The sequence below is a fragment of the Dermacoccus sp. PE3 genome, assembly GCF_001021715.1.
In the GTDB taxonomy this organism is placed as follows: Bacteria; Actinomycetota; Actinomycetes; order Actinomycetales; family Dermatophilaceae; genus Dermacoccus; species Dermacoccus abyssi.
This window is the reverse complement of record NZ_LDCM01000001.1, coordinates 17820-42541: the sequence shown is the minus strand read 5'-3', so window position 1 is coordinate 42541 and position 24722 is coordinate 17820. Positions and strand designations below refer to the sequence as shown.

Here is a 24722-nt window from a genome sequence, read left to right as displayed (position 1 = left end):
ACCGAGCGAGGCTACCGAGCTTGCGAGGTAGGCGCGCCGGAAGACAGGACTAGGGAAGGCTCAGCCAGTCCTGCCACCCCGCGTGGAGGACGAGCCAAGCCATGAGGCCGTAGCCCGCCTGGCCGGGGTGGTATCCGTCGCTCGCGGCGAGGTCGGACTGCCACTGGTCGTGCCCCAGCAGTGGGCGGAAGCAGTCGACGTAGGTGACGCCGCGGCGCGCGCAGACGTCGGCGTGAGCGTCGACGAGCAGTTCGAGCTTCGCGTTGAGCTCGGGGTCGCTCGTGGGCGGCGGGCCGACGACGAACGTCGCGATGCCGTTCGTCGACGCGTCGTCGAGGATGTTGGCGAGGTTGAGGCGCGAGCGGGCCGTCGTCATGCCCTGCGCGACATCGTTCGTACCGAAGCCGATGACGAGGCGTCGCTCGTTGCAGTTCTTCCACCGCAGGGCCGTTTCGCTGCGCCAGCGGGCGAGGACGTCGGAGGAGCTCTCGCCGCGCACACCCAGGTTGTACGTCGTCAGCGCCGAGCCGTCGCGCGGGGTGCGCGCCACGACGCGCGAGACCCACCCGAGGGCCTTGGGGTCGCCGTAGCCGTTGACGTAGCTGTCCCCGACGAAGCACAGGCCGATCCGCCGATCGCCCTCGGTGACCTGGAAGTCGGCGCTCGGCCGGAACTGCGGTTCGCTGCCTTCGTGCGGGTATGCCACGGTGTCTTCGCCTTCACTCATTCGTCGTCGTCATCGTCGAGGCGCGCCAGCCACGTGGCCAGGCGCTCGACCGGGATCTCGAACTCGGGGTTGAGGTCGACGAACGTTCGCAGCTGGTCGGCCAGCCACTCGAACGTCACCTCTTCTTCGCCGCGCCGATGGGCGAGTTCCTCGATGCCTCGATCCGTGAAATACACGTGGGCAGCTTATCGTCACGCCCTTCCCGCTGTCGCCCGGCGCGCTGGCGGCACGTCCGCGGACGACGAGAGCGGCGCCGCCTCTAAGGGCGACGCCGCTCTCGTCAGTGCTGAGCGATCAGCGGGTGAAGGCCTGCTCGACGAGCTCGGCCTGCTGCGCCGCGTGACGCTTGCTGTTACCCGTGGCGGGCGACGCAGACGCCGGACGCGACACGACGCGCAGACGACGAGTCTCGCCCTGCTCCTCGAGCATGTCGGGCAGGTTGAAGAACATGAACGGCCAGGCGCCCTGGTTCTTCGGCTCGTCCTGCACCCACACGATCTCGGCGTTCGGGTACTCCTTGATCGCCTCCGCGATCTCCTTGGCCGGGATCGGTGCGAGCTGCTCGACGCGCACGATGGCGGTCGTCTCGTCGCCGCGCTTCTCGCGCTCCGCCTCGAGGTCGTAGACCACGCGGCTCGAGGCGAGCAGCACGCGCTCGACCTTGGACGGGTCGAGCTGCTTTGCGTCCTTCAGCACCGGCTCGAACTGGCCGGTCGTGAAGTCCTCCGGCGAGCTCGTGGCGGCCTTGACGCGCAGCAGCTGCTTCGGCGTGAAGACGATGAGCGGCTTGCGCGGACGGGCGTACGCCTGACGACGCAGGAGGTGGAAGTACGACGCGGGCGTCGAGGGGTAGGCGATCGTCATGTTGTCCTCGGCGAACAGCTGCAGGAAGCGCTCGATGCGCGCCGAGCTGTGGTCGGGACCCTGGCCCTCGTAGCCGTGGGGCAGGAGCAGGACGACGGAGCTGCGCTGCGCCCACTTCTGCTCCGAGCTCGAGATGAACTCGTCGATGATCGTCTGGGCGCCGTCGACGAAGTCGCCGAACTGCGCCTCCCAGAGCACGAGCGCGTCGGGACGCTCGACCGAGTAGCCGTACTCGAAGCCCATCGCCGCGTACTCCGACAGGAGCGAGTCGTAGATCCACAGCCACGCCTGCTCGTCGGTGAGGTAGCGAAGCGGCGTCCACTCGTTGCCGTTCTGCTTGTCGATGAGGACGGCGTGGCGCTGCACGAACGTGCCGCGACGGCTGTCCTGACCCGACAGACGCACCGGGGTGCCGTCCATGAGGAGCGAACCGAAGGCGATGAGCTCGCCCATGGCCCAGTCGATGCCGCCGTCGGCGACCATCTTGGTGCGGCGCTCGAGAAGCTGCTTGAGCTTGGGGTGCAGGGTAAAGCCCTCGGGAGGGTTAGTCCACACGTCACCGATCCGCTGGAGGGCGGCCTCGGTGATGGCCGACGAACGACCGGAGGAGTAGGCGCTCTTCGCGTCGTCCTCGATCTGGGCGGACGGGCGCTCGAGACCACCATGGCCCTCGGCGTCGGTGCCCTGACTCGAGTCGGCCGCCGGGGCGTCCTGGCTCGACTGCTTCGTGGCTTCCTTCGTTTCGACGAAGACCCGCTCCAGCTGCTGCTGGTAGTCCTTGAGCAGCAGTTCCGCGCGTTCCTGGTCCATGTCACCACGGCCCACGAGGGCCTCGGCGTACAGACGGCGCACGCTCTTCTTGGCCTCGATGAGCTTGTACATGAGCGGCTGCGTCATCGAGGGGTCGTCACCCTCGTTGTGACCGCGACGGCGGTAGCAGACCATGTCGATGACGACGTCCTTGTTGAACGTCTGGCGGTACTCGAAGGCCAGCTCGGCCACGCGGACGCAGGCCTCGGGGTCGTCACCGTTGACGTGGAAGATCGGCGCCTGAACCATGCGGGCGATGTCGGTGGAGTACGTCGAGCTGCGTGACGCGCTGGGCGCCGTGGTGAAGCCGACCTGGTTGTTGATGACGACGTGGATCGTGCCGCCCGTGCGGTAGCCGCGAAGCTGCGACAGGTTGAGCGTCTCCGCGACGACACCCTGGCCGGCGAACGCCGCGTCACCGTGCAGCAGGACCGGTAGCACCGTGAACGCCGTGCCGGCGAGGTTGATGCGGTCCTGCTTGGCGCGGGCGATGCCTTCGAGGACAGGGTTGACGGCCTCGAGGTGGCTCGGGTTGGCGGCGAGGTAGACCTTGGTTTTCGCGCCGGTATCGGCCACGAACTCGCCCTCGGTGCCGAGGTGGTACTTCACGTCACCGGAGCCCTGCACGGAGTTGGGGGCCTGCGTGCCCTCGAACTCACGGAAGATCTGGCCGTAGGACTTGCCCGCGATGTTGGCGAGAACGTTGAGGCGACCGCGGTGCGGCATGCCGATCGCGACCTCGTCCAGCTTGTTTTCGGCCGCTTCGCTCAGGATGCGGTCGAGGATGGCGATGACGGACTCGCCGCCTTCGAGGCTGAAGCGCTTCTGGCCGACGAACTTCGTCTGCAGGAACGTCTCGAAGGCCTCGGCCTGGTTGAGCTTCTTGAGGATGCGCTCCTGCTCGTCCTGCGTCGGCTTCGCGTAGGCGAGCTCGACCTTGGACTGCATCCAGGCCCGCTCCTCGGGGTTCTGGATGTGCATGTACTCGATGCCGACGGTTCGGCAGTACGAGTCACGCAGGATGCCGAGGATCTTGCGCAGCTTGAGGAAGTTCTGACCGCCGAAACCGCCCGTGGGGAAGGTGCGGTCGAGATCCCACAGCGTCAGGCCGTGGCTCGTGATGTCGAGGTCCGGGTGACGACGCTGCTTGTACTCCAGCGGGTCGGTGTCGGCCATGAGGTGGCCGCGCACGCGGTAGGCGTGGATGAGCTCCTGGACGCGGGCGACCTTGTTGATGTCGTCGTCGTGGTTAGCCGAGATGTCCTGAACCCAACGCACCGGCTCGTAGGGGATGCGCAGCGACTCGAAGATCTCGTCGTAGAAGCCCTGCTCGCCGAGCAGCAGCTGGTGGATCTGACGAAGGAACTCACCCGACGTCGCACCCTGGATGATGCGGTGGTCGTAGGTCGAGGTGAGCGTCAGGATCTTGCTGACGGCGTTGCGGTTGAGCGTGTCGTTGCTCGCGCCCTGCCACTCGGCCGGGTAGTCGAGCGCGCCGACACCGATGATCGTGCCCGCACCCTTCATGAGGCGCGGCACCGAGTGCACGGTGCCGATGCCGCCCGGGTTGGTCAGCGAGATCGTCGTGCCGGCGTAGTCGTCGAGCGTCAGCTTGTTGTTGCGGGCCTTCTTGACCATGTCCTCGTAGGCGGCCATGAACTGAGCGAAGTTCATGCGCTCGGCGCCCTTGATCGAGGGCACGACGAGGGTGCGCGAGCCGTCCGGCTTCTGCAGGTCGATGGCGAGGCCGAAGTTGACGTGGCCCGGCTGGTGAAGCTGCGGCTTGCCCTTCTCGTCGACCGAGAGGGAGGCGTTCATCTCCGGCATGACGCGCAGCGCCTTGACGATGGCGTAGCCGATGATGTGGGTGAAGCTCACCTTGCCGCCGCGGCCGCGGGCGAGGTTCGAGTTGATGACAATGCGGTTGTCGATGAGGGCCTTGGCCGGCACCGCGCGCACGGACGTTGCCGTCGGGACCTCGATCGAGGCCTCCATGTTCTGCACGATCTTGGCCGCGACACCGCGCAGCGGGGTGTCGACGTCCTCGGCCTCCGGCAGGTCGCCCACCGAGGCGTCGCCGTGGTCACGCGGCGTCGGCTGGGGCGTGAAGCCCTCCGCCTGCTTAGGGTCGAGCTTCTGCTGGGAACCCTGGTTGTCGTCCGCGCCCTGGTCGGAGGTGTCCTTCGTGGGCTCGGCCGCCTGCTGCGACTCGGCGCGCTGCTGGTCACGCGGCGCCTCGGCTGCTGCGGGCTTCTCCGTCTTCTCCTTGGCGGAGTCGGACTTCGTGGACGTCGAGGACTTCGCATCGGTGGAGCCCGCGTCGGAAGCCGCTGACTTGGAGGTGCCGGCACCCGAGCCGCCCTGGCCGGGGCGGTAGTTCGCGAAGAACTCCTGCCACGCGGCGTCCACTGAGTTCTTGTCCTGGCGGTACTGCTCGTAAAGCTCTTCGACGAGCCACTCGTTCGGTCCGAAGGCCTCGAGGTCAGAGCTCTGGGACTGGGATGACACGCAGATGCGCCTCTTTCATGTGCGTCGTTCGGTTGGGCCTGATGGCCGCTGCCGCAGGTGGATGCACGGCATACGACGACCAGCCTATCCCGCAGCGCCACTTCGGGCGAGAGGGCGCTACGAGGTTCGGGTCAGGAAGACGAGAACACGATGAGCCCCGTGATAATTTCAAGCCCTGATGACGCAGTGGATATTGATTCTCCTCGGAGTTCTGCTCACCCTCGGAACGGCACTGTTCGTCGCCACCGAGTTCTCGCTCGTCGCTCTCGACCGTCACGCCGTCCAGCGCGCCATCGACGAAGGTGACGAAGGCGCTCGCCCCGTTCTCGCCGCGTTGCGCAAGCTCTCCACTCAGCTGTCCGCCGCTCAGGTCGGTATCACCCTCACGACGCTGTTGCTCGGTTACCTCGTGGAGCCGTCGCTGGGTCACCTGTTGGAGACGCCCCTCGAGGCGCTCGGGGTGAGTGGGGGAGCGGCCGTCGCATTGTCGACCGCGCTGGCCATGATTCTGGCCGCTCTGTTCTCGATGATCTTCGGCGAGCTCGTGCCGCAGTTCCTCGGTATCTCGGCGCCGCTTCGGGTGGCCAAGGTCGTCGCCAGACCCGTGCAGATCTTCGCCGTCGTCTTCAAACCGCTCATCGCGCTGCTCAACGGCTCGGCCAATCTCCTGCTGCGCAAGATGGGCATCGAACCGCAGGAGGAACTCTCCGCTGCACGTACCCCGCAGGAGCTGTCGTCGATGGTTCGTCGCTCCGCCGAGGCGGGAACGATCGAGGAGGGCACGGCCGATTTGCTCACGCGTTCGCTCAACTTCGGTGAGCGTACGGCGTCGGACATCATGAGCCCGCGGGTGCGTTGCGAGTCCGTCGATCGCTCGGCCACCGCCGAGGACGTCGTGAATCTCGCGCGCTCCACGGGGCACTCCCGCTTCCCGGTGCTCGCCGACGGGTGGGACGACGTCGACGGCGTCGTCCACGTGAAGAAGGCCATCGCCGTTCCGGTCGAGCGCCGCGGTGACGTGCCCGTCACCGCCCTCATGGTCAAGGCGACGTTCGTGCCCGAGACGGTGACGCTCGAGCCGCTCCTCGTGCTGCTGCGCGGAGCCGGCCTGCAACTCGCCGTCGTCGTCGACGAGTACTCGGGCACCTCGGGTGTCGTGACGCTCGAGGACGTCATCGAGGAGATCGTCGGCGAGGTGAGTGACGAGCACGACAAGCTGCAGGACGCGAGCCGTCACCTGCCCGACGGATCGTGGACCGTGCCGGGGCTGTGGCGTCCGGACGAGGTCGCCGACCGCATCGGTGCGCCCGTGCCCGACGATCGTGCCTACGAGACGCTGGGCGGCTACGTCATGCAGCAGGTCGGACGGATTCCGCGCGCCGGGGACGAGCTGTCGATGCCCGGCTGGCGTCTGCGCGTCATGTCGATGGACGGTCGCCGCGTCAACCGGGTGCGCTTCACGCCGATGTCGGACGCGACCACCGACGCTGGTGTCGGTGATGTCGTCGGCGGTTCGACGCGCGTGGACGGAGACGCCCGATGATGCTCTGGATCTCGCTGTTGCTGCTCGCCGGCAACGCCTATTTCGTGGGGGCCGAGTTCGCCGTCATGGCGGCGCGGCGCTCGCAGCTCGAACCGCTCGCGGAGCAGGGCTCGAAACGGGCCGCTCGCTCACTCGAGGCGCTGGAGAACGTCGCGTCCCTGCTCGCGTGCTCGCAGTTGGGCATCACGGTGTGCTCGGTGCTCCTGGGTGCGGTGGCCGAGGACGCCATTCACCATCTCATCGCGGGACCGCTCGAGGCGACCGGGCTACCGTCCGGGCTGACGCACGTCGTCAGCCTGCTGCTCGCGCTGTTCGTCGTCGTGTACTTCCACGTCGTGCTCGGCGAGATGGTGCCGAAGAACCTCGCCATCGCCGGCCCGGACCGCGCGGCTCTGTTGCTCGCGCCGTCGCTGCTGCGCATCACGAAGGCGCTGCGTCCGCTCATTCGCGTACTCGAGTCGGTCTCGAAGGGCATCGTGCGCAAGATGGGCATCGAGCCGCAGGACGAGGTCGCCTCGACGTTCTCGACCGAGGAGGTCGAGATGATCGTCGAGGAGTCACACCGTGAGGGCCTGCTCGAAACGGAGCAGGAGCGACGCGTTCGCGATGCGCTCGAGTTCACGGACAAGCTGGCCCAGGACGTGGCCGTTCCTCTCGGCGACCTCGTGACGTTGCGTCTCGGCTCGACGCCTGCGGACGTCGACGCCCTCGTCGCCAAGCATGGTTTCTCGCGATTCCCGGTGACGAGCGTGCGCGGTGACCTCGGCGGCTACATCCACCTCAAGGACGTGCTGTACGCGCAGGACGAGGCGTACACCGAGCCGATCCCGCCGCGGCGGGTGCGACCGCTCGCGACGGTGCGGCCCAAGGACGAGGTGGAGGACGTGCTCGTCACGATGCAGCACTCCGGTGCCCACCTCGCGCGGGTCGTCGGTGACGACGGCGAGACGAGCGGCGTCGTCTTCCTCGAGGACGTGCTCGAGGAGCTCGTCGGCGAGGTGGCTGATGCGACCCAGCGTCCGGCCGTGCGTGCGGGACTGCGTGGGGTGACGCGCGAGGATGCTGCTCGCTCGGTCGCGGGGTCACTCGGGAACGACCGTTCGTGAGTCTCTATGCACGCTGCTAAAGTGTGCAGTCGCGCCTCAGGGCGCACGCCGCCCCCTTAGCTCAGGGGATAGAGCACCGCCCTCCGGAGGCGGGAGCGCAGGTTCGAATCCTGCAGGGGGCACTTGTTGAGGAAGGCCGTCACGCCGAAGCGCTCGCGCAGGTGTGGCGGCCTTCCTCAATACCTGGATAACGCGAAGGATTCGGGAGAAACCCCGAGCTTGCGAGGGGCGACGGCTCCTGCAGGGGGCACGTGTCCCCTTCGTCTCCACGCGGGAACCCTCAAGCGGCGGCGCACCAGGGGCAGGTGACGTCGTCTCACTCGCTACGCTCGGGCTCATGTTCGACGCGGCCACGACCTCGGCGCTGGGGGAGCGCCTCGGCGTGGCCTGGCGGTGGGCTCCTTCGGCGGAAGCCGGCTTCGTCACGAACAACGTGGCGCACGTCATGGTCGAACGTCGACGCGCCGATTCCCCCGAGACCGCGCACGCGATGATTCGCGAGGCACTGGACGAGACGGTCCCGGGAGCGCTTGAGCTTGCGACCTTCGACAAGGGGCTACTGAGCGTCGACGTGGCCGCGCGTCCTGAGTGGTGCACGCGCCTGCAGATTGACTTCGGGCCTCTCAGCGCGGCCGCGACGACGTGGCAATCAGTGCAGCCTGACGTTCACATCGACGGGGCAACCATGACGTTCGCGGCGGCCGCGGAACGAATCGGCCTCGACGCGCTGACCTGGGCGCTTCTCGACGCCGCCCATCCGAAACGGACTCCGGTACCTGTCGCAGCACCTGAGTTTGTCCTCGCCTCGCGCCGTGACGCGAACGCTATGGCCCTGGTGCGACGCGCACACGCGGTCGCGTCCGTCGCCGTCGCGGGCGTCGGGGCCGGCGAGGAGGCGGGAACCGCCGCGGGCGCGAGTGCGGATGACGCCGGGCGGCGACTCCTCGCGGCGCTCGCCCTCGTCCCGCAAGCGGCAGAGGACGCCGTACGCACCGGCCGCACCCGTCCGTTGCTCACCCAGATCGTCATCCTCGCGGAGCGCACCACGCAGGTCGCCGAACACTCGCCCGCCACGCGGACGGATCTGCCGGTGTTCGACGCCGCCCGTAGAGTCCTCGCGGGGGCGCTGACGGCGGCCCGCCTGGCCGCCCCCGTACCCTATTGATCGGCTCATCGGCTTGCCCGACGAGCACGACCGGCAGCGATTTCGACACCGCAGGAGACAGCGACGTGAGTTCCGTACCGAACGCGCCGACCGGCCCCCTCGAGGAGATCGTCTGGCCACGCACGGCCCGCCGCGGGGACGACGGCGTCATCAGCATCGCCGGTATTGCCGTCACCGAACTGGCCGACCGCTTCGGCACCCCCGCCTACGTCATCGACGAGGACGACGTGCGCTGGCGCGCCCGCGCCTACCGCGAGGCGTTCTCGCCGGCGTTCGGCGACATCGGCACGGTGGCCGACGTCTACTACGCGGGCAAGGCGTTCCTCACGTCGCACATCGCGCGCTGGGTCGTCGAGGAGGGCCTGCGTCTCGACGTCTGCTCCGGCGGCGAACTCGCCATCGCCCGTAAGGCCGAGGTGCCCGGTGAGGCCATCGGCATGCACGGCAACAACAAGAGCGTCGAGGAGATCGACGCGGCGCTCGCGTACGGCGTGGGGCGCATCGTCGTCGACTCGTTCGAGGAGATCGAACGCGTCGCCGCGGCAGCCGCCAAGCACGACCTGCGCGCGCCCGTCATGCTGCGCGTCAAGCTCGGCGTCGAGGCCCACACCCACGAGTTCATCGCGACGGCCCACGAGGACCAGAAGTTCGGTTTCTCCCTCGCGGACGGTCAGGTCGCCGACGCCGTGGGCCGGGTGCTCGCCCACCCCGAGCTCGAACTGCTCGGCTTCCACAGCCACATCGGCTCGCAGATCTTCGAATCGGACGGGTTCGAGGAGGCCGCGACGCGCCTCGTCGCCCTCCAGCTCGACGTCGCGCGAACGCACGGCGTCGAGTTGCCCGAACTCGACCTCGGCGGAGGGTTCGGCATCGCCTACCTGCCCAGCGACACCCCGCTCGAGCCGGCGGATATGGCGCAGCAGCTCGCGCGCATCGTCAAGACGGCCTGCGACGACGCCGGTGTCGCCGTTCCGCGCGTCTCGATTGAGCCGGGCCGCAGCATCATCGGCCCCGGCGGCGTGACGCTCTACCGGGTCGGCACGGTCAAGCCCGTGCAGGCCACGGACGACCTCGTGCGTTCCTACGTCAGCGTCGACGGCGGCATGAGCGACAACGCCCGCCCCGCTCTCTACGCCGCTGACTACCACGCGGCGCTCGCGAACCGCGGTGGCGCGGACGACCTCGTGCCCACCCGCATCGTCGGCAAGCACTGCGAGAGCGGCGACATCGTCGTGCGCGACATCAACTTCCCCGCCGACGTTGCGGACGGTGACCTCGTCGCCGTCGCCGCGACCGGCGCCTACTGCCGCGCGCTCGCGTCGCAGTACAACCACGTCCCGCGCCCGCCCGTCGTCGCCGTCAAAGACGGCGACGCGCGCGTCCTGCTGCGCCGGGAGACCATCGACGACCTGCTCGCCCTGGAAGAGGAATGACCATGACGACCAAGCCCATCACGGTGGCGCTGCTCGGCAGCGGCGTCGTCGGCACCGCCGTCGCGCGTGAACTCACCCGCAACGCAGCCGATTTCGAAGCCCGGGTCGGGGCCCCGGTCCAGATCGTCGGCGCGCTCGTTCGGGATGCGTCGAAGGACCGTTCCGAGACGGGCCTGCCCGCCGACGTGTTCACTACCGACGCCGAAGGCCTCGTCGAGCGCGCCGACATCGTCGTCGAGCTCATGGGCGGCACGGAGCCTGCGAAGTCGCTCATCACGAAGGCCCTCGAGAACGGCGCGAGCGTCGTCACGGCTAACAAGGCCCTGCTCGGCGAAGCCGGCCCCGAGCTCTACCAGCTCGCGATGGAGCACGGCGTCGACCTGTCCTACGAGGCAGCCGTCGCGGGCGCCATTCCGCTCATCCGTCCGCTGCGCGAGTCGCTCGCCGGCGACGAGGTGACGAAGGTGCTCGGCATCGTCAACGGCACGACGAACTTCATCCTCGACAAGATGGACCGCACCGGCGCAAACCTCGAGGACGTGCTCGCCGAGGCGCAGAGCCTCGGGTACGCAGAGGCCGACCCGACCGCCGACGTCGAGGGCCACGACGCCCAGGCCAAGGCTGCGATCCTCGCCTCCTTGGCGTTCCACACCCGGGTGCGCACGAGTGACGTGCACTGCGAGGGCATCATGGGCCTGACGGCGGAGGACATCAAGGCCGCTCGCCGCGCCGGTTGCGTCATCAAGTTGCTCGCCATCGCCGAGAAAGTCGAGCGCGACGGGGCCGACGGTGGCCCTGGCGTCAACGTCCGGGTGCACCCTGTGCTTCTGGCCCGCTCGCACCCGCTCGCCACGGTGCGCGAGGCGTTCAACGCCGTCTTCGTCGAGACGAAGCTCGCCGGCGAGCTCATGTTCTACGGGCGTGGCGCCGGCGGCGACCCCACGGCATCCGCCGTGCTGGGCGACATCGTCCACGCCGCCCGGCACCGCGTCAGCGGCTCGCACGGCGCGGGGGAGTCGGCGTACGCCAACCTGCCGATCCTGCCGATCGGTGAATCGCTCACCCGCTACGTCGTGCGCGTCGAGGTGGCCGACGAGCCCGGCGTGCTCGGTCGCGTGACGAGCGCCTTCGGCGATCAGGGCGTCTCGATCGAGAGCATGCGCCAAGGCGTGCGCCGCTCCGAGGACGGGCTCGCCTCGCTTACGTTCATGACCCACGAGGCCCCCGAATCGGCCCTCGCGACCACGGTCGACACCATTAAGAAGCTGCCCGACGTCACGAGCGTGACGTCGGTGCTGCGCGCGGAAGGAATCTGACATGGCCCACCTGTGGCGCGGCGTCATCACCGAGTACGCCGAGCGTCTGCCGATGCTCGACGGAGCCCCCGTCGTCACCCTCGGCGAGGGCGGCACGCCCCTCATCGAGGCGGAGAAGCTGAGCAAGCGCGTCGGTGCACGCGTCTTCGTCAAGTACGAGGGCCTCAACCCCACGGGCTCGTTCAAGGACCGCGGCATGACGACGGCGATGTCGATGGCCGCGAAGAACGGCGCCAAGGCCGTCATCTGTGCGTCGACGGGCAACACGTCCGCCTCTGCGGCCGCCTACGCGACGAAGGCCGGCATGACGTGTGCGGTGCTCGTGCCGGACGGCAAGATCGCCATGGGCAAGTTGAGTCAGGCCATCGCGCACGGCGCGCAGCTGCTCCAGGTCGACGGCAACTTCGACGACTGCCTCACGGTGGCGCGCAAGCTCGCCGAGAACTACCCGGTCGAGCTCGTCAACTCCGTCAACCCGGCCCGCATCGAGGGGCAGAAGACGGCAAGCTTCGAGATCGTCGACGCCCTCGGTGACGCCCCGGACATCCACGTGCTGCCGGTCGGCAACGCGGGCAACATCACCGGCTACTGGCGCGGCTACCGCGAGTACGCGGCGCCGTTCACCACCGCCGACGGGCGCGAACTGCCGGCCGTCTCCACGAAGACGCCGAAGATGTGGGGCTTCCAGGCCGAGGGTGCCTCGCCCATCGTCGCCGGGCACCCGTTCGACGAGCCCGAGACCATCGCCACCGCAATCCGTATCGGCAACCCGGCGTCGTGGAAGCAGGCCGAGGAGGCCCGCGACGACTCCGGCGGCCTCATCGACTGGGTGAGCGACGACGAGATCCTCGACGCCCACCGCTACCTCTCGAGCGAGGAGGGCATCTTTGTCGAGCCCGCCTCGGCCGCGTCGATTGCCGGCCTGCTCAAGAAGCACGCCGCCGGTCAGGTTCCCGCGAGCGCCACAATCGTCTGCACGGTCACGGGCCACGGCCTCAAGGACCCGCAGTGGGCGCTGCGCAACGCGGACGGTGACGACATCCAGCCCGAGCGCGTCGACGTCGACGCGTACTCGGTGGCGCGGGCGCTCGGCCTCGACTCCTGACGATGGCGCACCGTGTGACGAGCGCCGAACCGCTGCGTGACGGGGCCGTCGTCGCCGCCGGTGCCCGCGCTCAAGTGCGAGTGCCTGCGAGCACGGCCAACCTCGGGCCGGGCTTCGACTTTATCGGCATGGCGCTCGGCGTCTGGGACGAGGCCGAGGCGAGCGTCGAGGGCGACTCGCTCGTCGTCGAGGCCACCGGTTTCGGTGAGGGGGAGGTGCCGCTGGACGAGTCGCACCTGGCCTACCGGGCCATGGTGGCCGCCTGGCAGGCGCTCGGTCTGGACGCTCCGCAGGGCCTGAGGCTGAGCTACCGGGGTGCCATTCCGCACTCGCGCGGGATGGGCTCGTCGGCCAGTGCCGCGGTCACCGGTGTCGCGCTCGGGACGGCCCTGGCGGGCCTCGACCTCGCGGACGACACCGTGCTGCGCTTCGTCAGCGACATCGCCTCGAGCATCGAGGGCCACCCGGACAACGCATCCGCGTCCGTGTACGGCAACGTTACGGTGAGCTGGGCCGGCAATGGTGACGCAGGCGACTGGCGAAGCGCTGTCCTCGCGCCGCACCCCCACCTCGTGCCGGTACTCGTCGTGCCGCAGCGACGTCTGTCGACGGCCACCGCGCGTGCCGCGCTGCCCACCGCCGTTCCGCTCGCCGTCGCCGCTCGCAACTCGGGGCGCACGGCGCTGCTTGCGCACGCCCTCACCGCGGACCCGAGTCTCCTCATGCCGGCCACCCAGGACTACCTTCACCAGGAAGCCCGTCGCCCCGCCTACCCCGAGTCGATGGCCCTCGTCGACGCTCTGCGCGACGCCGGCATCCCTGCCGTCATCTCGGGCGCCGGGCCCACCGTGCTCGCCCTGACGAGCGGGCAGGGAGAGGAAGCCGTGCGTGCGGTGGCCAGCGACGTGGAGATCATTTCGCCCGGCACAACAAGCCGTGGGGTGCACGTGGTTTCGTCCTCGTGAGGTCGGGGGTGTAACGTCAAGGTGCACCCGGGTGAAATTCCCAGGGCGCTCGGGCCGTCACCGTTTCACGGTCGCGGCAGCGGAGGCCTCGAATTTCTTTCGACGTCCCAAGAACGCCTACCTGCCTCGCAGGTGATCCACCCGCGCTTTCGTGCATTGCCGAATCCCCCGTCCGTCCCCGGACGAGGTCGGCAGCGGGTTCGTTTCTGTTCGAACCCGGCTCCACTCACATCCCGTCCGCGTATCTGACACGCGGGCCGAACGAGGGGGAAGGATCCTTCGTGTCTGAACAAACGCCTGCCGCACCGGCGCAGTCCAGCCCGCGCGGCGCGCTGTCCGCGATGCGCCTCGACGAGCTCAAGCAGCTCGCGCAGAGCATGGGTATCGGTGGCATCTCCAAGATGCGCAAGGTCGACCTCGTCGCTGCCATTCGCGCAGCGCGCGCGGAGGCCAACGGTGTGAGCGGCAGCCGCCCGCAGGCCGGCGAGCTCACCTCGACCGCGCCGAGCGCGCGTCGTGCCGTGCGTGAAGAGCAGGCCGCCGAAGCGCCCAGCGAGAAGCCGCAACGCGCCCAGCGTGACGGTGACTCCACGAACGCGAACGCCGCCGGCGCACCGGCAGGTGACGCGTCGGACAACGGTGACGAGCAGGGGCAGGGACGCCCGCGTACCCGTCGCGGTCGCCGCGGCGGCGAGGAGCGTCCGAAGCGCGACGGCCAGAACGACGGCGCGAACGCTCAGAACGAGTCCGGCCAGAACGACGCGTCGAACAACGCCAAGAACGACGGCCGTGGCCAGCGCGACGAGCGCCGTGACGGTGGCAAGCGTGACGGCAACGACTCCGGTTCGAACCGCGGATCCTCCGACCAGTCGGGTTCCGACAAGGGCAACTCCGACAAGGGCCACGACAAGAGCAGCAACGAGCGCCCGGACAAGCACGACGGCTCCGACAAGCGCGAGCGTGGCCAGGGCAACCAGAACGAGCGTCGTGACGGTGAGCGCGGCGACAAGCGGGACAACCGCGAGAACCGCGACAACAACGACCGTTCGGACAAGCGCGACGACCGTTCCGACAAGAACGAGCGTGGCGGGCGCAACGAGCGCAACAACAACGGCAACAACAACGATGACGACGAGCGCGGCGGACGCCGCCGTCGTCAGCGCGGCCGTGACCGTGACCGTTCCGGCCGCCGAGGTGGCCGTGGGCGTGACTTCGAGGACGAGGCACCCGAGATCCGCGAGGACGACGTCCTCGTGCCGGTCGCCGGCATCGTCGACGTCCTCGACAACTACGCCTTCGTGCGCACTACCGGCTACCTCTCGGGCCCGACGGACGTCTATGTCCCGATGAACCTCGTCAAGAAGAACGCACTGCGCAAGGGTGACGCCGTCACCGGCGCCGTGCGGGCCCTGCGCGAGGGTGAGCAGCTGCCGGCACGCCAGAAGTTCAACGCGCTCGTGCGCCTCGACACCGTCAACGGCATGACGGTCGACGCCGCCAAGAAGCGCGTCGAGTTCGGCAAGCTGACGCCGCTCTACCCGCAGGAGCGCCTGCGCCTCGAGACGACGCCGAACGTCCTCACGACCCGCATCATCGACCTCGTCGCCCCCATCGGTAAGGGCCAGCGCGGCCTCATCGTCGCGCCCGCCAAGGCCGGTAAGACGATGGTCATGCAGTCGATCGCGAACGCCATCACGACGAACAACCCCGAGTGCCACCTCATGGTCGTCCTCGTCGACGAGCGTCCCGAGGAAGTCACCGACATGCAGCGCGCGGTCAAGGGTGAGGTCATCGCCTCCACCTTCGACCGTCCCGCCACGGACCACACGACGGTCGCCGAGCTCGCCATCGAGCGCGCCAAGCGCCTCGTCGAGATGGGTCACGACGTCGTCGTCCTCCTCGACTCGATCACCAAGCTCGGACGCGCGTACAACCTCGCCGCCCCGGCGAGCGGTCGCATCCTCTCCGGTGGTGTCGACTCGGCCGCGCTCTACCCGCCGAAGAAGTTCTTCGGTGCCGCGCGCAACATCGAGAACGGCGGATCGCTGACGATCCTCGCCACGGCGCTCGTCGAAACCGGCTCGCGCATGGACGAGGTCATCTTCGAAGAGTTCAAGGGCACCGGCAACATGGAGCTCAAGCTCGACCGAGGCCTCGCCAACCGCCGCATCTTCCCGGCCGTCGACATCAACGCCTCCGGTACTCGACGCGAGGAGATCCTCCTGTCGGCCGAAGAGCTGAAGATCATGTGGAAGCTGCGTCGCGTGCTTGCCGCACTCGACCAGCAGCAGGGCATCGAGCTGCTCATCGACCGCCTCAAGAAGACGAAGCACAACGTCGAGTTCCTCATGCAGGTTCAGCAAACCTCCAACATCAAGCTGGACGACGACGAGGACTGATCCTGTTCAGCAGTGAGGCCGGTGCGAGCGAGCTCGCACCGGCCTCACTGCTTCCAGGGTCCTCGCCGTCGTCCAGGCGCGTCTTGCGGCCAGGCCCTGGCGGGCCTGTCTCGCTGCGACACGCGGCGGGTCGGCTTCCAGCGGTCTGCGCCGTCGCCTGCTTGGGGCTCGCAACAGGGACTCTGATCCGATGACGTGTCGCACCCTCTTCTCCGATGACGTGTCGCACTCTTTTCGTGGTACCCGCGTACACGCAAATAGGGATGGTCTCTTCCCTTCTTGTGTCTTCGGGGGCGTTTCTGGACGCAAGTAGGGAAGGTTTCTTCCCCAGTCGCGCCTACGCGCACCGAGGTGCCAGCTGCGTCCACGTCCTGCGTCTGGTTCGGTCCCGCATCGGCAGCCGACGGCCCGGGAATAGGTTCCGGGCTTCGTCTGTTTTGGAAGGTGTCCAGCTCGTCTGGCAAACTTCATTGTTGGCTTCCGGTTCACGTCGCTCGCCCGAGCAGACGACCCGGCGGCATCCTCAACAGCTAGGAGAACCCCGTGAAGAAGAACCTTCACCCCGAATACGTCGCCACGACGGTGTCCTGCACCTGCGGCAACACGTTCGAGACCCGCAGCACCGCGACGTCCGGCAAGATCAACGTCGAAGTGTGCTCCAACTGCCACCCCTTCTACACGGGTAAGCAGAAGCTCATGGACACCGGTGGCCGAGTCGCTCGCTTCCAGGCGCGCTACGGCAAGAAGGACGCCAAGTAGTCTTCGCACACGCCGACCCCAGCAACTCTGCTGGGGTCGGCGTTTTGCATTCCCACGTCCTTCCCACGCCCAGGAGCCCCCGTGCTTGAATCCGCAGCCACGATCGTCGCCGAGTACGACGACCTCGAGAAGCAGCTCGCCGACCCCGCGACGCACGCCGACCCGACGCTCATGCGCCGGCTCAACAAGCGGTACGCGCAGCTCGCCCCGACGGTCGCCGCGTACCACGCGTGGAAGAGCGCCACCGAGGACGTGAGCGCCGCCGAAGAGCTCGCCGCGGAAGACCCTGCCTTCGGCGAGGAACTGCCCGCACTGCGCACGCACCGCGACGAGACCGCCGACGTTCTGCGCAAGCTCCTGCTCCCGCGCGACGAGGACGACGATCGTGACGTCGTCCTCGAGGTCAAGGCCGGCGAGGGCGGCGCCGAATCGGCCCTGTTCGCCGGTGACCTCGTGCGCATGTACCTGCGCTTCGCCGAGCGCAGCGGTTGGAAGGCGGAGATCTCCGACGCCACCGACGCCGACCTCGGCGGCTACAAGGACGTCCGCCTCACGGTGCGCGCCAAGGGCACCCCCGAGCCGGGGCAGGCGCCGTGGGCGCGTCTCAAGTACGAAGGCGGAGTGCACCGCGTCCAGCGTGTCCCCGTCACCGAGAGCCAGGGCCGCATCCACACGAGCGCCGCCGGCGTGCTCGTCATGCCCGACATCGAGGAGGAGGACGAGGTCGAGTTCGGCCCGAACGACCTCAAGATCGACGTCTACCGCAGCTCTGGACCGGGCGGCCAGAGCGTCAACACGACCGACTCGGCCGTGCGTATCACCCACCTGCCGAGCGGCGTCGTCGTCTCCTGCCAGAACGAGAAGTCGCAGCTGCAGAACAAGGAGTCGGCGCTTCGCGTGCTCAAGGCCCGCCTGCGTCAGATCGAACTCGAGCGGCGCGAGGCCGAGGCCAGTGCGGCCCGCAAGTCGCAGGTGCGCACCGTGGACCGCAGCGAGCGCATCCGCACCTACAACTTCCCCGAGAACCGCATCGCCGATCACCGCACCGGCTACAAGTCCTACAACCTCGACACCGTGCTCGACGGCGACCTGTACGCCGTGGTCCAGTCCGCAGTTGACGCCGACGAGGCCGCGCGGCTGGCCGCCGTCGGCCAGGAGGACTGAACCGGTGGCAGCATCGCTGCGCGACGTGATCCGGAACGCGCGTCAGCGCCTGTACGACGCCGGCGTCGAATCCGCTGCCCACGACGCCGCCGCCCTCATGGCGCACGCTCTCGGTGTGACCCTGGGGGAGGTGCGACGCCTCGAGATCCTCGGGCGTGACCTCGACGACGCCGAGGCTGAGCGCTTCGCCGGCCTCGTGGACGAGCGTGCGGCCCGACTACCCCTGCAGCATCTCACCGGCAAGGCGCCGTTCCGCCACCTCGAGCTCAGTGTCGGGCCGGGTGTTTTCGTGCCCCGCCCGGAGACGGAGATGCTCGTCGACGAGACGATCCGCCTGGCCCCGCACGGCGGTCGCGTTGTCGACCTGTGCACGGGTTCAGGTGCCATCGCGCTGGCCGTCAAGCACGAGCGCCCGGATCTCGATGTCTGCGCAGTTGAGCTCGACGAGGCCGCAGCGGCCTGGACGGCCCACAACATCGCCGCGACGAGCCTCGACGTCCACTTGAGCGTTGAGGATGCGCGTGAGGCTCTAGCGGGGCTTGAGGGCCGTTTCGACGTCGTCGTGAGCAACCCGCCCTACATCCCTGTCGGCATGGTGCCGGTCGACCCGGAAGTGGCCGATCACGATCCCTCGATCGCGCTGTACGGCGGCAGCGACGACGGCTTGAGGTTCCCGGTGCAGATCGCCGAGCGGGCGGCCGCACTGCTCAAGCCGGGTGGGCACCTCGTCATGGAGCACGCCGACGTCCAGGGCGAGACGCTGCCCGCAGCTCTCCTCGCGAGCCGTGGGTTCGATCAGGCCCACGACGTGCGCGACGCCGCCGACAAGCCGCGCATGACGATCGCCCGCCGCGAGGGTGGGGGCGCGTTCGAAGCGGTCGCGCCCCACGAGCGTCCCTCGCGAACTCGTGAGGCGGTGCGCCTCGTCGTCCTCGACGAGAGCGACGCCGTTCTGCTCTACGTCGACTCCGACCAGGGCCTCGACCCGGTCTTCACCTGGTGGGCCACCCCGGGCGGCGGCGTCGATCCGGGGGAGGGTGCCCGAACCGCAGCCGTGCGGGAGCTGTGGGAAGAAACGGGTTTACGCATCGACGAGGCCGACGTCGTGGGCCCTGTCGCCTCGCGGACCGTCTCTCACGGATTCTCCGACCAGATCACCTACCAACACGAGACCTTCTTCGTCGTCCGATGCCCTCGCTTCGACGTCGAACCCGCAGCCCTCACTCCGGAAGAGCAGATGACGATGCAGGAGTGGCGGTGGTGGTCGCTCGACGATCTCGACGCCGCGGCTCACCCCGTCTGGCCGGCGGACCTCGTCCGGCTGGCCCGTGATGTCATCGCGGGCCGCCCCACCCATCTCCCCGACGTCGAGGAATCCTCTGTTCCACTCGACGCCCATCACGCCCAGGAGCGTTCATGAGTCAGATCCTCGTCGCGGTGCCCGCCGCGCTGGCTGCTCTTGTCCACGTCTACATCTTCGTGCTCGAGTCGCTGCGCATCACCGACCCCGCGACGATGAAGGTCTTCGGTATCGCGAGCCGCGAAGAGGCCGAGATCATGCGCCCCTGGGCGTACAACCAGGGCTGGTACAACCTTCTGCTCGCGCTCCAGGTCGCCGTGGGCGTTGTCTGCCTGTGGGCAGCACCGACCGTCGGTTCGACCCTCTTAGTCACCGGGTGCGCCTTCATGGTGGCGGCGGCGCTCGTTCTCGTGACGAGCGATCGCGCCAAGCTGCGTGCCGCGACGGTCCAGGGAGCCCTGCCGCTGCTCGCTCTGCTCGCGTGGGCTCTCACGCGATGACGCGGCGGGCTCCGTCGCGGCGTGGCACGGGTTCGACGTGCGAGCGCCGGTGGGGGAGACTTGCGGAAGCAACAAGGGCGGATTCGACCTGGAGGAGTGTGGCGTGAGCCCGGTATTTGACGTCTCGACCAGCGGGGATCGCGCTGCGGCGATCGAGGCCGCCACGGTGGCGATCGGCGAGGGCAAGCTCGTCGTCCTGCCCACCGACACCGTCTACGGAGTTGGCGCCGACCCGTTCAACCCCGACGGAGTTGCAGGCCTGCTGGCCGCCAAGGGACGTGGCCGTGAGAAGCCGCCCGCCGTTCTCGTGCCCAGTGCCGAGACCGTCGACGGTCTCGCGATGAACGTGCCCTCCTACGCGCGACGCCTCATGGAGCGCTTCTGGCCCGGTGGCCTGACGCTCATCTTCCGCGCCCAGCCTTCGCTCATGTGGGATCTCGGTGACACGAACGGCACTGTCGGCCTGCGCGTGCCGGACGACGAGATCGCTCTCGAGCTGCTGCGCTCGAGTGGGCCGATGGCGGTCAGCTCCGCGAACCGCACCGGTGAGGAGACCGCCCGCACCGTCACGGAGGCGGGTTTCGCCTTCGGTCCCAGCGTGGAGGTCTACCTCGACGGCGGTGAGCGTTCAGGTGCCCTCGCGAGCACGATCATCGACTGCACGAAGGCCGACCCGGTGCTTCTGCGCCGCGGTGGCATCACGCCCGAGCAGCTGCGTGAGGTGCTCGGCCCGATCGATCTGCTCGACTCCACCGGCGCTCCGGTCTCCGAGACGCCCCGGGCCGACGAGGAAGCCGCCGCCGAGGCCGACGCCTCGACGAGCGACGAGAGCGACGCCACCCACGCCGCACAGAGTTCCACCGACTCCCGCGACGAGAGTGCCGCCGACGAGAGCGCGGCGGCCCCCGCCACGCGGGCCGAGCGGCGCACGCGTGCCGTCCCGGTGACGCCCGGGGCGGGCGCTGACGTCGACCGCTCGAGCGACGCCACCCAGGCCATGCCTGCGGGCGGCGTGGGCGCCGAGCCGCCCTTCGAGCGTGAGCCCGTGCGAAGTGCCGAACTGCCCGGTCGTCCCGGGCGTCCCACCGACTAAGGTTGAACCCATGACGACGTTCTACGGCTCCGACTACGCCGCCCTCGAGTCCTTCGATCCCGACATCGCCGGTGTGCTGATTTCCGAACTCGATCGTCTGCGCGGCGGTCTGCAGCTCATCGCGAGCGAGAACATGTCGAGCCCGGCCGTCCTCACGGCGCTCGGTTCGACGTTGTCGAACAAGTACGCCGAGGGCTACCCGGGCCGCCGCTACTACGGCGGTTGCTTGGAGGTCGACAAGGCCGAGGAGATCGCCATCGAGCGCGCCAAGGCACTGTTCGGCGCCGATCACGCGAACGTGCAGCCGCACTCGGGTGCCTCCGCGAACCAGGCTGTCTACGGCGCCTTCATGCAGCCGGGCGAGACCATCCTCGCCATGAGCCTGCCCATGGGCGGGCACCTCACGCACGGCACCAAGGTTTCGTTCTCGGGTAAGTGGTTCAACGCCGTCGGCTACGGCGTCGACAAGGAGACCGAGGACATCGACTACGACGAGGTCGAGCGCCTCGCCAAGGAGCACAAGCCGAAGGTCATCCTCGCCGGCGGCTCCGCCATCCCGCGTCTCATCGACTTCGAGCGCTTCCGCGCCATCGCCGACGAGGTCGGTGCCATCTTCTGGGTCGATGCAGCGCATTTCATCGGTCTCGTGGCAGGCAAGGCCATCCCGTCGCCGGTGCCCTACGCCGACGTCGTCTCCTTCACCACGCACAAGGTGCTGCGCGGCCCGCGCTCGGGCGCCATCGTCTGCAAGGAAGAGCACGCCAAGGCCATCGACAAGGCCGTCTTCCCGATGATGCAGGGTGGCCCGCAGATGCACACGATCGCGGCGAAGGCGGTCAACTTCAAGGAGTGTGCGACGCCGGAGTACCAGAAGTACGCGAAGGACGTCATCGCCAACTCCCAGCGTCTCGCCGAAGGCCTCGCGGCCAAGGGCATCCGTCCGACCACCGGTGGCACGGACACGCACCTGTCGCTGCTCGACCTGCAGGGCGTCGGTGTCACCGGCGCTGACGCCGAACTGCGCTGCGACGCCGCAGGCATCACGCTCAACAAGAACGCCATCCCGTTCGACCCGCAGAAGCCGAACGTGGCCTCGGGTATCCGTGTCGGCACGCCGTCGGTGACGACGCAGGGTATGGGTCTCGAGGAGATGGACGTCATCGCCGACGTCATTCACCGTGCCGTCACCGAAACCGACGGCTCGGCCGACAACGCCGTCGCCAAGGAGATCCGCGAGCAGGTCACCGACCTCGTCACGCGTTTCCCCGCCTACCCCCGCTGAGGTCGGCGCCGGCCCGTGCGTGAGTACTTCCTCATCAGCGTCGTCGCGGCGGTCTTCACGTTCGTCGCGACGCCGCTCGCACGATGGGCGGCCATCCGTTTCGGCGCGGTGACCCAGGTGCGGGCCAGGGACGTGCATGCCGTCCCGATCCCGCGCCTGGGCGGCACGGCTCTGTTCATCGGTTTCGCCGCCGCGACGCTCGTCTCGTCGCAACTGCCGTATCTGTCCCAGATCTTCGGCACGCGTGAAGCCGTCGGCACACTCATCGCGGCCGGCATGATGTGTGCCCTCGGCGCGTGGGACGACTTCGCCGAGCTCAACTGGGCCATCAAGTTCGGCGGGCAGGCGCTCGCGTCCTGCGTCCTCGTCGTCTCCGGTGTCCAGTTCCTCATGCTGCCGCTGGGGGAGCAGACCGTCCTACCGACGCCGTTCCTCGTCGTCCTGTCGGTCTTCGTCATCCTCGTCATCGTCAACGCGGTGAACTGGGTGGACGGCCTCGACGGTCTGGCGGCCGGCATGGTCGCCATCGCGTCGGCGTCGTTCTTCTTCTACGCCTACCAGCAGGCCTCGGCGTCAGGGGATCGGGTCTTCTCGACCTCGGCCTTCATCTCCGCGGCAACGGTGGGTGCCTGCGTCGGCTTCCTGCCGCACAACTTCCATCCGGCTCGGCTCTTCATGGGTGACGCCGGTTCGCTCCTGCTCGGCACTCTCATGGCGTCGGCCACGATCTCGTTCGCGGGAAACCTCGACCCGGCTGTCGTCTCGAGTGCGGGTGACGCGTCGGTCGCCTTCATGCTTCCCCTGCTCGTGCCGCTGGCCATTCTGGCGGTGCCGCTGTGGGACTTCGCGGCCTCGATCGTCAGACGCATCCGATCCGGGCAGAAGCCGTGGGAGGCGGACGGCCGGCACCTGCACCACCGGATGCTGCAGATCGGTCACACTCACCGCGCGGCCGTGCTCATCCTCTACCTGTGGTCCATCGGCATCGCGCTCGGTCTCGTCTCGATGGCGTACTGGCCCGTGGAGCGCTCGCTGGCGGCTCTCATCGGGCTCACCGTGCTCGCCTTCGCGCTCACGTGGGGCCTGCCCCGTTGGCGACGCCGAAGGACCTTGTGATAGTTTTCACAAGCGCCCGGACGCCCCGAAATCCGGCCCCTCCGCCCGACGTGAAACCACACGCCAGAGCAGATTGAGAGCCCTCCCATGGACTCCCACGACACCGCACCGCGCGGGGTGACCTCCGTGTCGCCCTTCGACGCCATGTTGCGCTCGTCGTTCCTGCCCAGTGCGCTCATCGGGCTCGTGTGTGCCGTGGTCTTCTTCGTCCTCGGTGGTGTCGCCGGGGGCCTTTCCGCCCTCTTCGGTGCGGCGCTGGCCCTGGGCTTCTTCGCGAGCGGTCTGCTCGTCCTTCGCACGTTGCGCAACCTCAACCCCATGGCCATCATGGCTGCGGCCATGGCCGTCTTCTTCGGCCAGATCATCGTGCTCGGCCTGGTGCTCGTGGCTGCGCGCCGTATCGACTCGCTCGACGGGCCGGCAACCGGTATCACGGTGGCCGTCGTGGTCGTGGCGTGGCAGATCTTCCAGGTGCGCAGCTTCATGCGAACGCGCCAACTGGTCTACGACCCGGAGGCGGGCGACGCCGGGGCAGGTGGGCGAACGTGAACCGCGCCACTGCGTCGGGTAGAATGCGTTCTGTCTCCGGCGTGCACGACCGATCGGGCCCCCGCCGAGGGCGGCAGGGCCGATCCGATTGCAACAGACACTGTGACTTTTCTTGCTGGATGCTGACTGAGGAGAATTTGTGAGCTTCATCGCGGGCGCGGCCCTCGTTGCCGAAGGGGAGTCCTTCGAGTCTCCGACCACGAGCGATTTCTGGTGGCCCCTCATCGGCGGCGACAGCAACTGGGCCATCACGCGCCCGGCGGTCGTTTTCCTCATCTCGGCCCTGCTCATCGGCTGGTTCTTCGTCTCGGTCACGGGCAAGAAGCTCTCCGTCGTGCCGAGCAAGCGTCAGTTCATGGCCGAGGGTGCCTACGACTTCGTGCGCAACACGATTGGCCGAGACATCATCGGCTCCAAGGACTTCATGCGGTTCGTTCCGCTGCTGCTCACGTGCTTCACGCTGATCCTGTTCAACAACCTGGCGGGCATCATCCCGTTCATCCAGTACCCCAGCACGGGTCGCATCGCCTTCCCGATCGTTCTCACGATCATCGTCTTCATCACCTACCACGTGGTTGCGGTGAAGGCGAAGGGTGGCTTCGGCAAGTACATGGGTTCGCTAATCCCCCCGGGTCTGCCCGGCTGGCTCAAGCCGATCATGTTCGTGCTCGAGTTCCTCACGTACTTCGTCATCCGCCCGCTGACGCTCGCACTGCGACTCTTCGGAAACATGATGGCCGGGCACCTCATGCTGCTCGTGTTCATCGTCGGAGGCGAGTACCTGCTCCTGCACGGTGGCAACATCGGGCTGCAGGGCGCGGGAATCCTGTCCTTCGCCTCGGCCATCCTGATGACCTTCTTCGAACTCCTCATCGAGTTCCTGCAGGCCTTCATCTTCACCATGCTCGCCGCTCTGTACATCGCGGACGCGGCGTCCGAACACCACTGATTCGGACACTCTGACCCTCTGAACTCAGCGACACCGGGAAGAGGTCCCGGTGCCTCTCGAAAGGAAGCA

Annotated in this window: 20 protein-coding genes and 1 tRNA gene; 18 read left to right on the top strand and 3 right to left on the bottom strand. The window is 68.3% G+C overall.

Annotation, left to right across the window (positions count from 1 at the left end):
- Positions 1-49: 49 nt before the first annotated feature.
- The 3 genes from AA983_RS00200 to AA983_RS00190 form a co-directional block, all read right to left on the bottom strand.
- Positions 50-706: a GDSL-type esterase/lipase family protein gene (locus tag AA983_RS00200; protein ID WP_082128708.1), complete on the bottom strand. Its 657-nt coding sequence runs from the start codon at positions 704-706 to the stop codon at positions 50-52.
- Between the two features lie 17 nt (positions 707-723).
- A complete protein-coding gene (locus tag AA983_RS00195) occupies positions 724-903 on the bottom strand; it encodes a DUF6104 family protein (protein ID WP_047310269.1) in 180 nt (59 codons plus the stop codon).
- 118 nt (positions 904-1021) lie between these two features.
- Positions 1022-4909 carry a multifunctional oxoglutarate decarboxylase/oxoglutarate dehydrogenase thiamine pyrophosphate-binding subunit/dihydrolipoyllysine-residue succinyltransferase subunit gene (locus AA983_RS00190; protein WP_047310268.1) on the bottom strand — a complete coding sequence of 1296 codons (3888 nt, stop codon included), beginning with the start codon at positions 4907-4909 and terminating at the stop codon, positions 1022-1024.
- A 178-nt stretch (positions 4910-5087) separates the two neighbouring features.
- Here AA983_RS00190 and AA983_RS00185 point away from each other — a divergent pair, with 178 nt between their 5' ends.
- From AA983_RS00185 to atpB, 18 genes are all read left to right on the top strand, one after another.
- Positions 5088-6452, top strand: a complete 1365-nt coding sequence (locus tag AA983_RS00185; RefSeq protein WP_047310267.1) for a hemolysin family protein — start codon at positions 5088-5090, stop codon at positions 6450-6452.
- On the top strand, positions 6449-7558 hold the full coding sequence (locus tag AA983_RS00180) for a hemolysin family protein (RefSeq protein ID WP_047310266.1): 1110 nt from the start codon (positions 6449-6451) through the stop codon (positions 7556-7558). Before AA983_RS00185 ends, AA983_RS00180 begins: the two co-directional genes overlap by 4 nt.
- Before the next feature lie 50 nt (positions 7559-7608).
- Positions 7609-7680: transfer RNA gene (locus AA983_RS00175), tRNA-Arg, on the top strand.
- 215 nt (positions 7681-7895) lie between these two features.
- Positions 7896-8723: a hypothetical protein gene (locus AA983_RS00170; protein ID WP_047310265.1), complete on the top strand. Its 828-nt coding sequence runs from the start codon at positions 7896-7898 to the stop codon at positions 8721-8723.
- Positions 8724-8788: 65 nt separating this feature from the next.
- A complete protein-coding gene (gene lysA, locus AA983_RS00165; protein ID WP_047310264.1) occupies positions 8789-10156 on the top strand; it encodes a diaminopimelate decarboxylase in 1368 nt (455 codons plus the stop codon).
- 2 nt (positions 10157-10158) lie between these two features.
- Entirely contained in the window at positions 10159-11472 is a 1314-nt protein-coding gene (locus tag AA983_RS00160; protein ID WP_047310263.1) for a homoserine dehydrogenase, read from the top strand.
- Between the two features lies 1 nt (position 11473).
- Positions 11474-12577, top strand: coding sequence for a threonine synthase (thrC, locus tag AA983_RS00155; RefSeq protein ID WP_047310262.1), 1104 nt, complete (start codon positions 11474-11476; stop codon positions 12575-12577).
- A 2-nt stretch (positions 12578-12579) separates the two neighbouring features.
- Positions 12580-13542 carry a homoserine kinase gene (gene thrB, locus AA983_RS00150; RefSeq protein WP_052946698.1) on the top strand — a complete coding sequence of 321 codons (963 nt, stop codon included), beginning with the start codon at positions 12580-12582 and terminating at the stop codon, positions 13540-13542.
- 341 nt (positions 13543-13883) lie between these two features.
- Positions 13884-15941, top strand: a complete 2058-nt coding sequence (gene rho / locus AA983_RS00145) for a transcription termination factor Rho (RefSeq protein WP_052946892.1) — start codon at positions 13884-13886, stop codon at positions 15939-15941.
- Between the two features lie 543 nt (positions 15942-16484).
- Positions 16485-16700, top strand: a complete 216-nt coding sequence (rpmE, locus tag AA983_RS00140; protein ID WP_047310260.1) for a 50S ribosomal protein L31 — start codon at positions 16485-16487, stop codon at positions 16698-16700.
- 81 nt (positions 16701-16781) lie between these two features.
- Positions 16782-17864 carry a peptide chain release factor 1 gene (gene prfA, locus AA983_RS00135; RefSeq protein ID WP_047310259.1) on the top strand — a complete coding sequence of 361 codons (1083 nt, stop codon included), beginning with the start codon at positions 16782-16784 and terminating at the stop codon, positions 17862-17864.
- A 4-nt stretch (positions 17865-17868) separates the two neighbouring features.
- Positions 17869-19284: a peptide chain release factor N(5)-glutamine methyltransferase gene (gene prmC, locus AA983_RS15050; RefSeq protein ID WP_082128585.1), complete on the top strand. Its 1416-nt coding sequence runs from the start codon at positions 17869-17871 to the stop codon at positions 19282-19284.
- Positions 19281-19664, top strand: coding sequence for a DUF1304 domain-containing protein (locus AA983_RS00125; protein WP_047310258.1), 384 nt, complete (start codon positions 19281-19283; stop codon positions 19662-19664). Before prmC ends, AA983_RS00125 begins: the two co-directional genes overlap by 4 nt.
- A 103-nt stretch (positions 19665-19767) precedes the next feature.
- Positions 19768-20757 carry an L-threonylcarbamoyladenylate synthase gene (locus AA983_RS00120; RefSeq protein WP_047310257.1) on the top strand — a complete coding sequence of 330 codons (990 nt, stop codon included), beginning with the start codon at positions 19768-19770 and terminating at the stop codon, positions 20755-20757.
- 10 nt (positions 20758-20767) lie between these two features.
- Positions 20768-22039, top strand: coding sequence for a serine hydroxymethyltransferase (gene glyA / locus AA983_RS00115; protein WP_047310256.1), 1272 nt, complete (start codon positions 20768-20770; stop codon positions 22037-22039).
- A 15-nt stretch (positions 22040-22054) separates the two neighbouring features.
- Positions 22055-23155: an MraY family glycosyltransferase gene (locus AA983_RS00110; RefSeq protein WP_047310255.1), complete on the top strand. Its 1101-nt coding sequence runs from the start codon at positions 22055-22057 to the stop codon at positions 23153-23155.
- Between the two features lie 87 nt (positions 23156-23242).
- Entirely contained in the window at positions 23243-23704 is a 462-nt protein-coding gene (locus AA983_RS00105; protein ID WP_047310254.1) for a hypothetical protein, read from the top strand.
- Positions 23705-23843: 139 nt separating this feature from the next.
- Complete coding sequence (atpB, locus tag AA983_RS00100) at positions 23844-24653, top strand: F0F1 ATP synthase subunit A (RefSeq protein WP_047310253.1); 810 nt, start codon at positions 23844-23846, stop codon at positions 24651-24653.
- The last annotated feature ends 69 nt before the right edge of the window (positions 24654-24722 follow it).

Bases quoted from the DNA above. Each gene is read 5' to 3' on its own strand.
- AA983_RS00185 (WP_047310267.1), top strand. From the start codon at position 5,088: ATGACGCAGTGGATATTGATTCTCCTCGGAGTTCTGCTCACCCTCGGA.
- AA983_RS00180 (WP_047310266.1), top strand. From the start codon at position 6,449: ATGATGCTCTGGATCTCGCTGTTGCTGCTCGCCGGCAACGCCTATTTC.
- AA983_RS00170 (WP_047310265.1), top strand. From the start codon at position 7,896: ATGTTCGACGCGGCCACGACCTCGGCGCTGGGGGAGCGCCTCGGCGTG.
- AA983_RS00160 (WP_047310263.1), top strand. From the start codon at position 10,159: ATGACGACCAAGCCCATCACGGTGGCGCTGCTCGGCAGCGGCGTCGTC.
- thrC (WP_047310262.1), top strand. From the start codon at position 11,474: ATGGCCCACCTGTGGCGCGGCGTCATCACCGAGTACGCCGAGCGTCTG.
- thrB (WP_052946698.1), top strand. From the start codon at position 12,580: ATGGCGCACCGTGTGACGAGCGCCGAACCGCTGCGTGACGGGGCCGTC.
- rho (WP_052946892.1), top strand. From the start codon at position 13,884: ATGCGCCTCGACGAGCTCAAGCAGCTCGCGCAGAGCATGGGTATCGGT.
- AA983_RS00125 (WP_047310258.1), top strand. From the start codon at position 19,281: ATGAGTCAGATCCTCGTCGCGGTGCCCGCCGCGCTGGCTGCTCTTGTC.
- glyA (WP_047310256.1), top strand. From the start codon at position 20,768: ATGACGACGTTCTACGGCTCCGACTACGCCGCCCTCGAGTCCTTCGAT.
- AA983_RS00105 (WP_047310254.1), top strand. From the start codon at position 23,243: ATGGACTCCCACGACACCGCACCGCGCGGGGTGACCTCCGTGTCGCCC.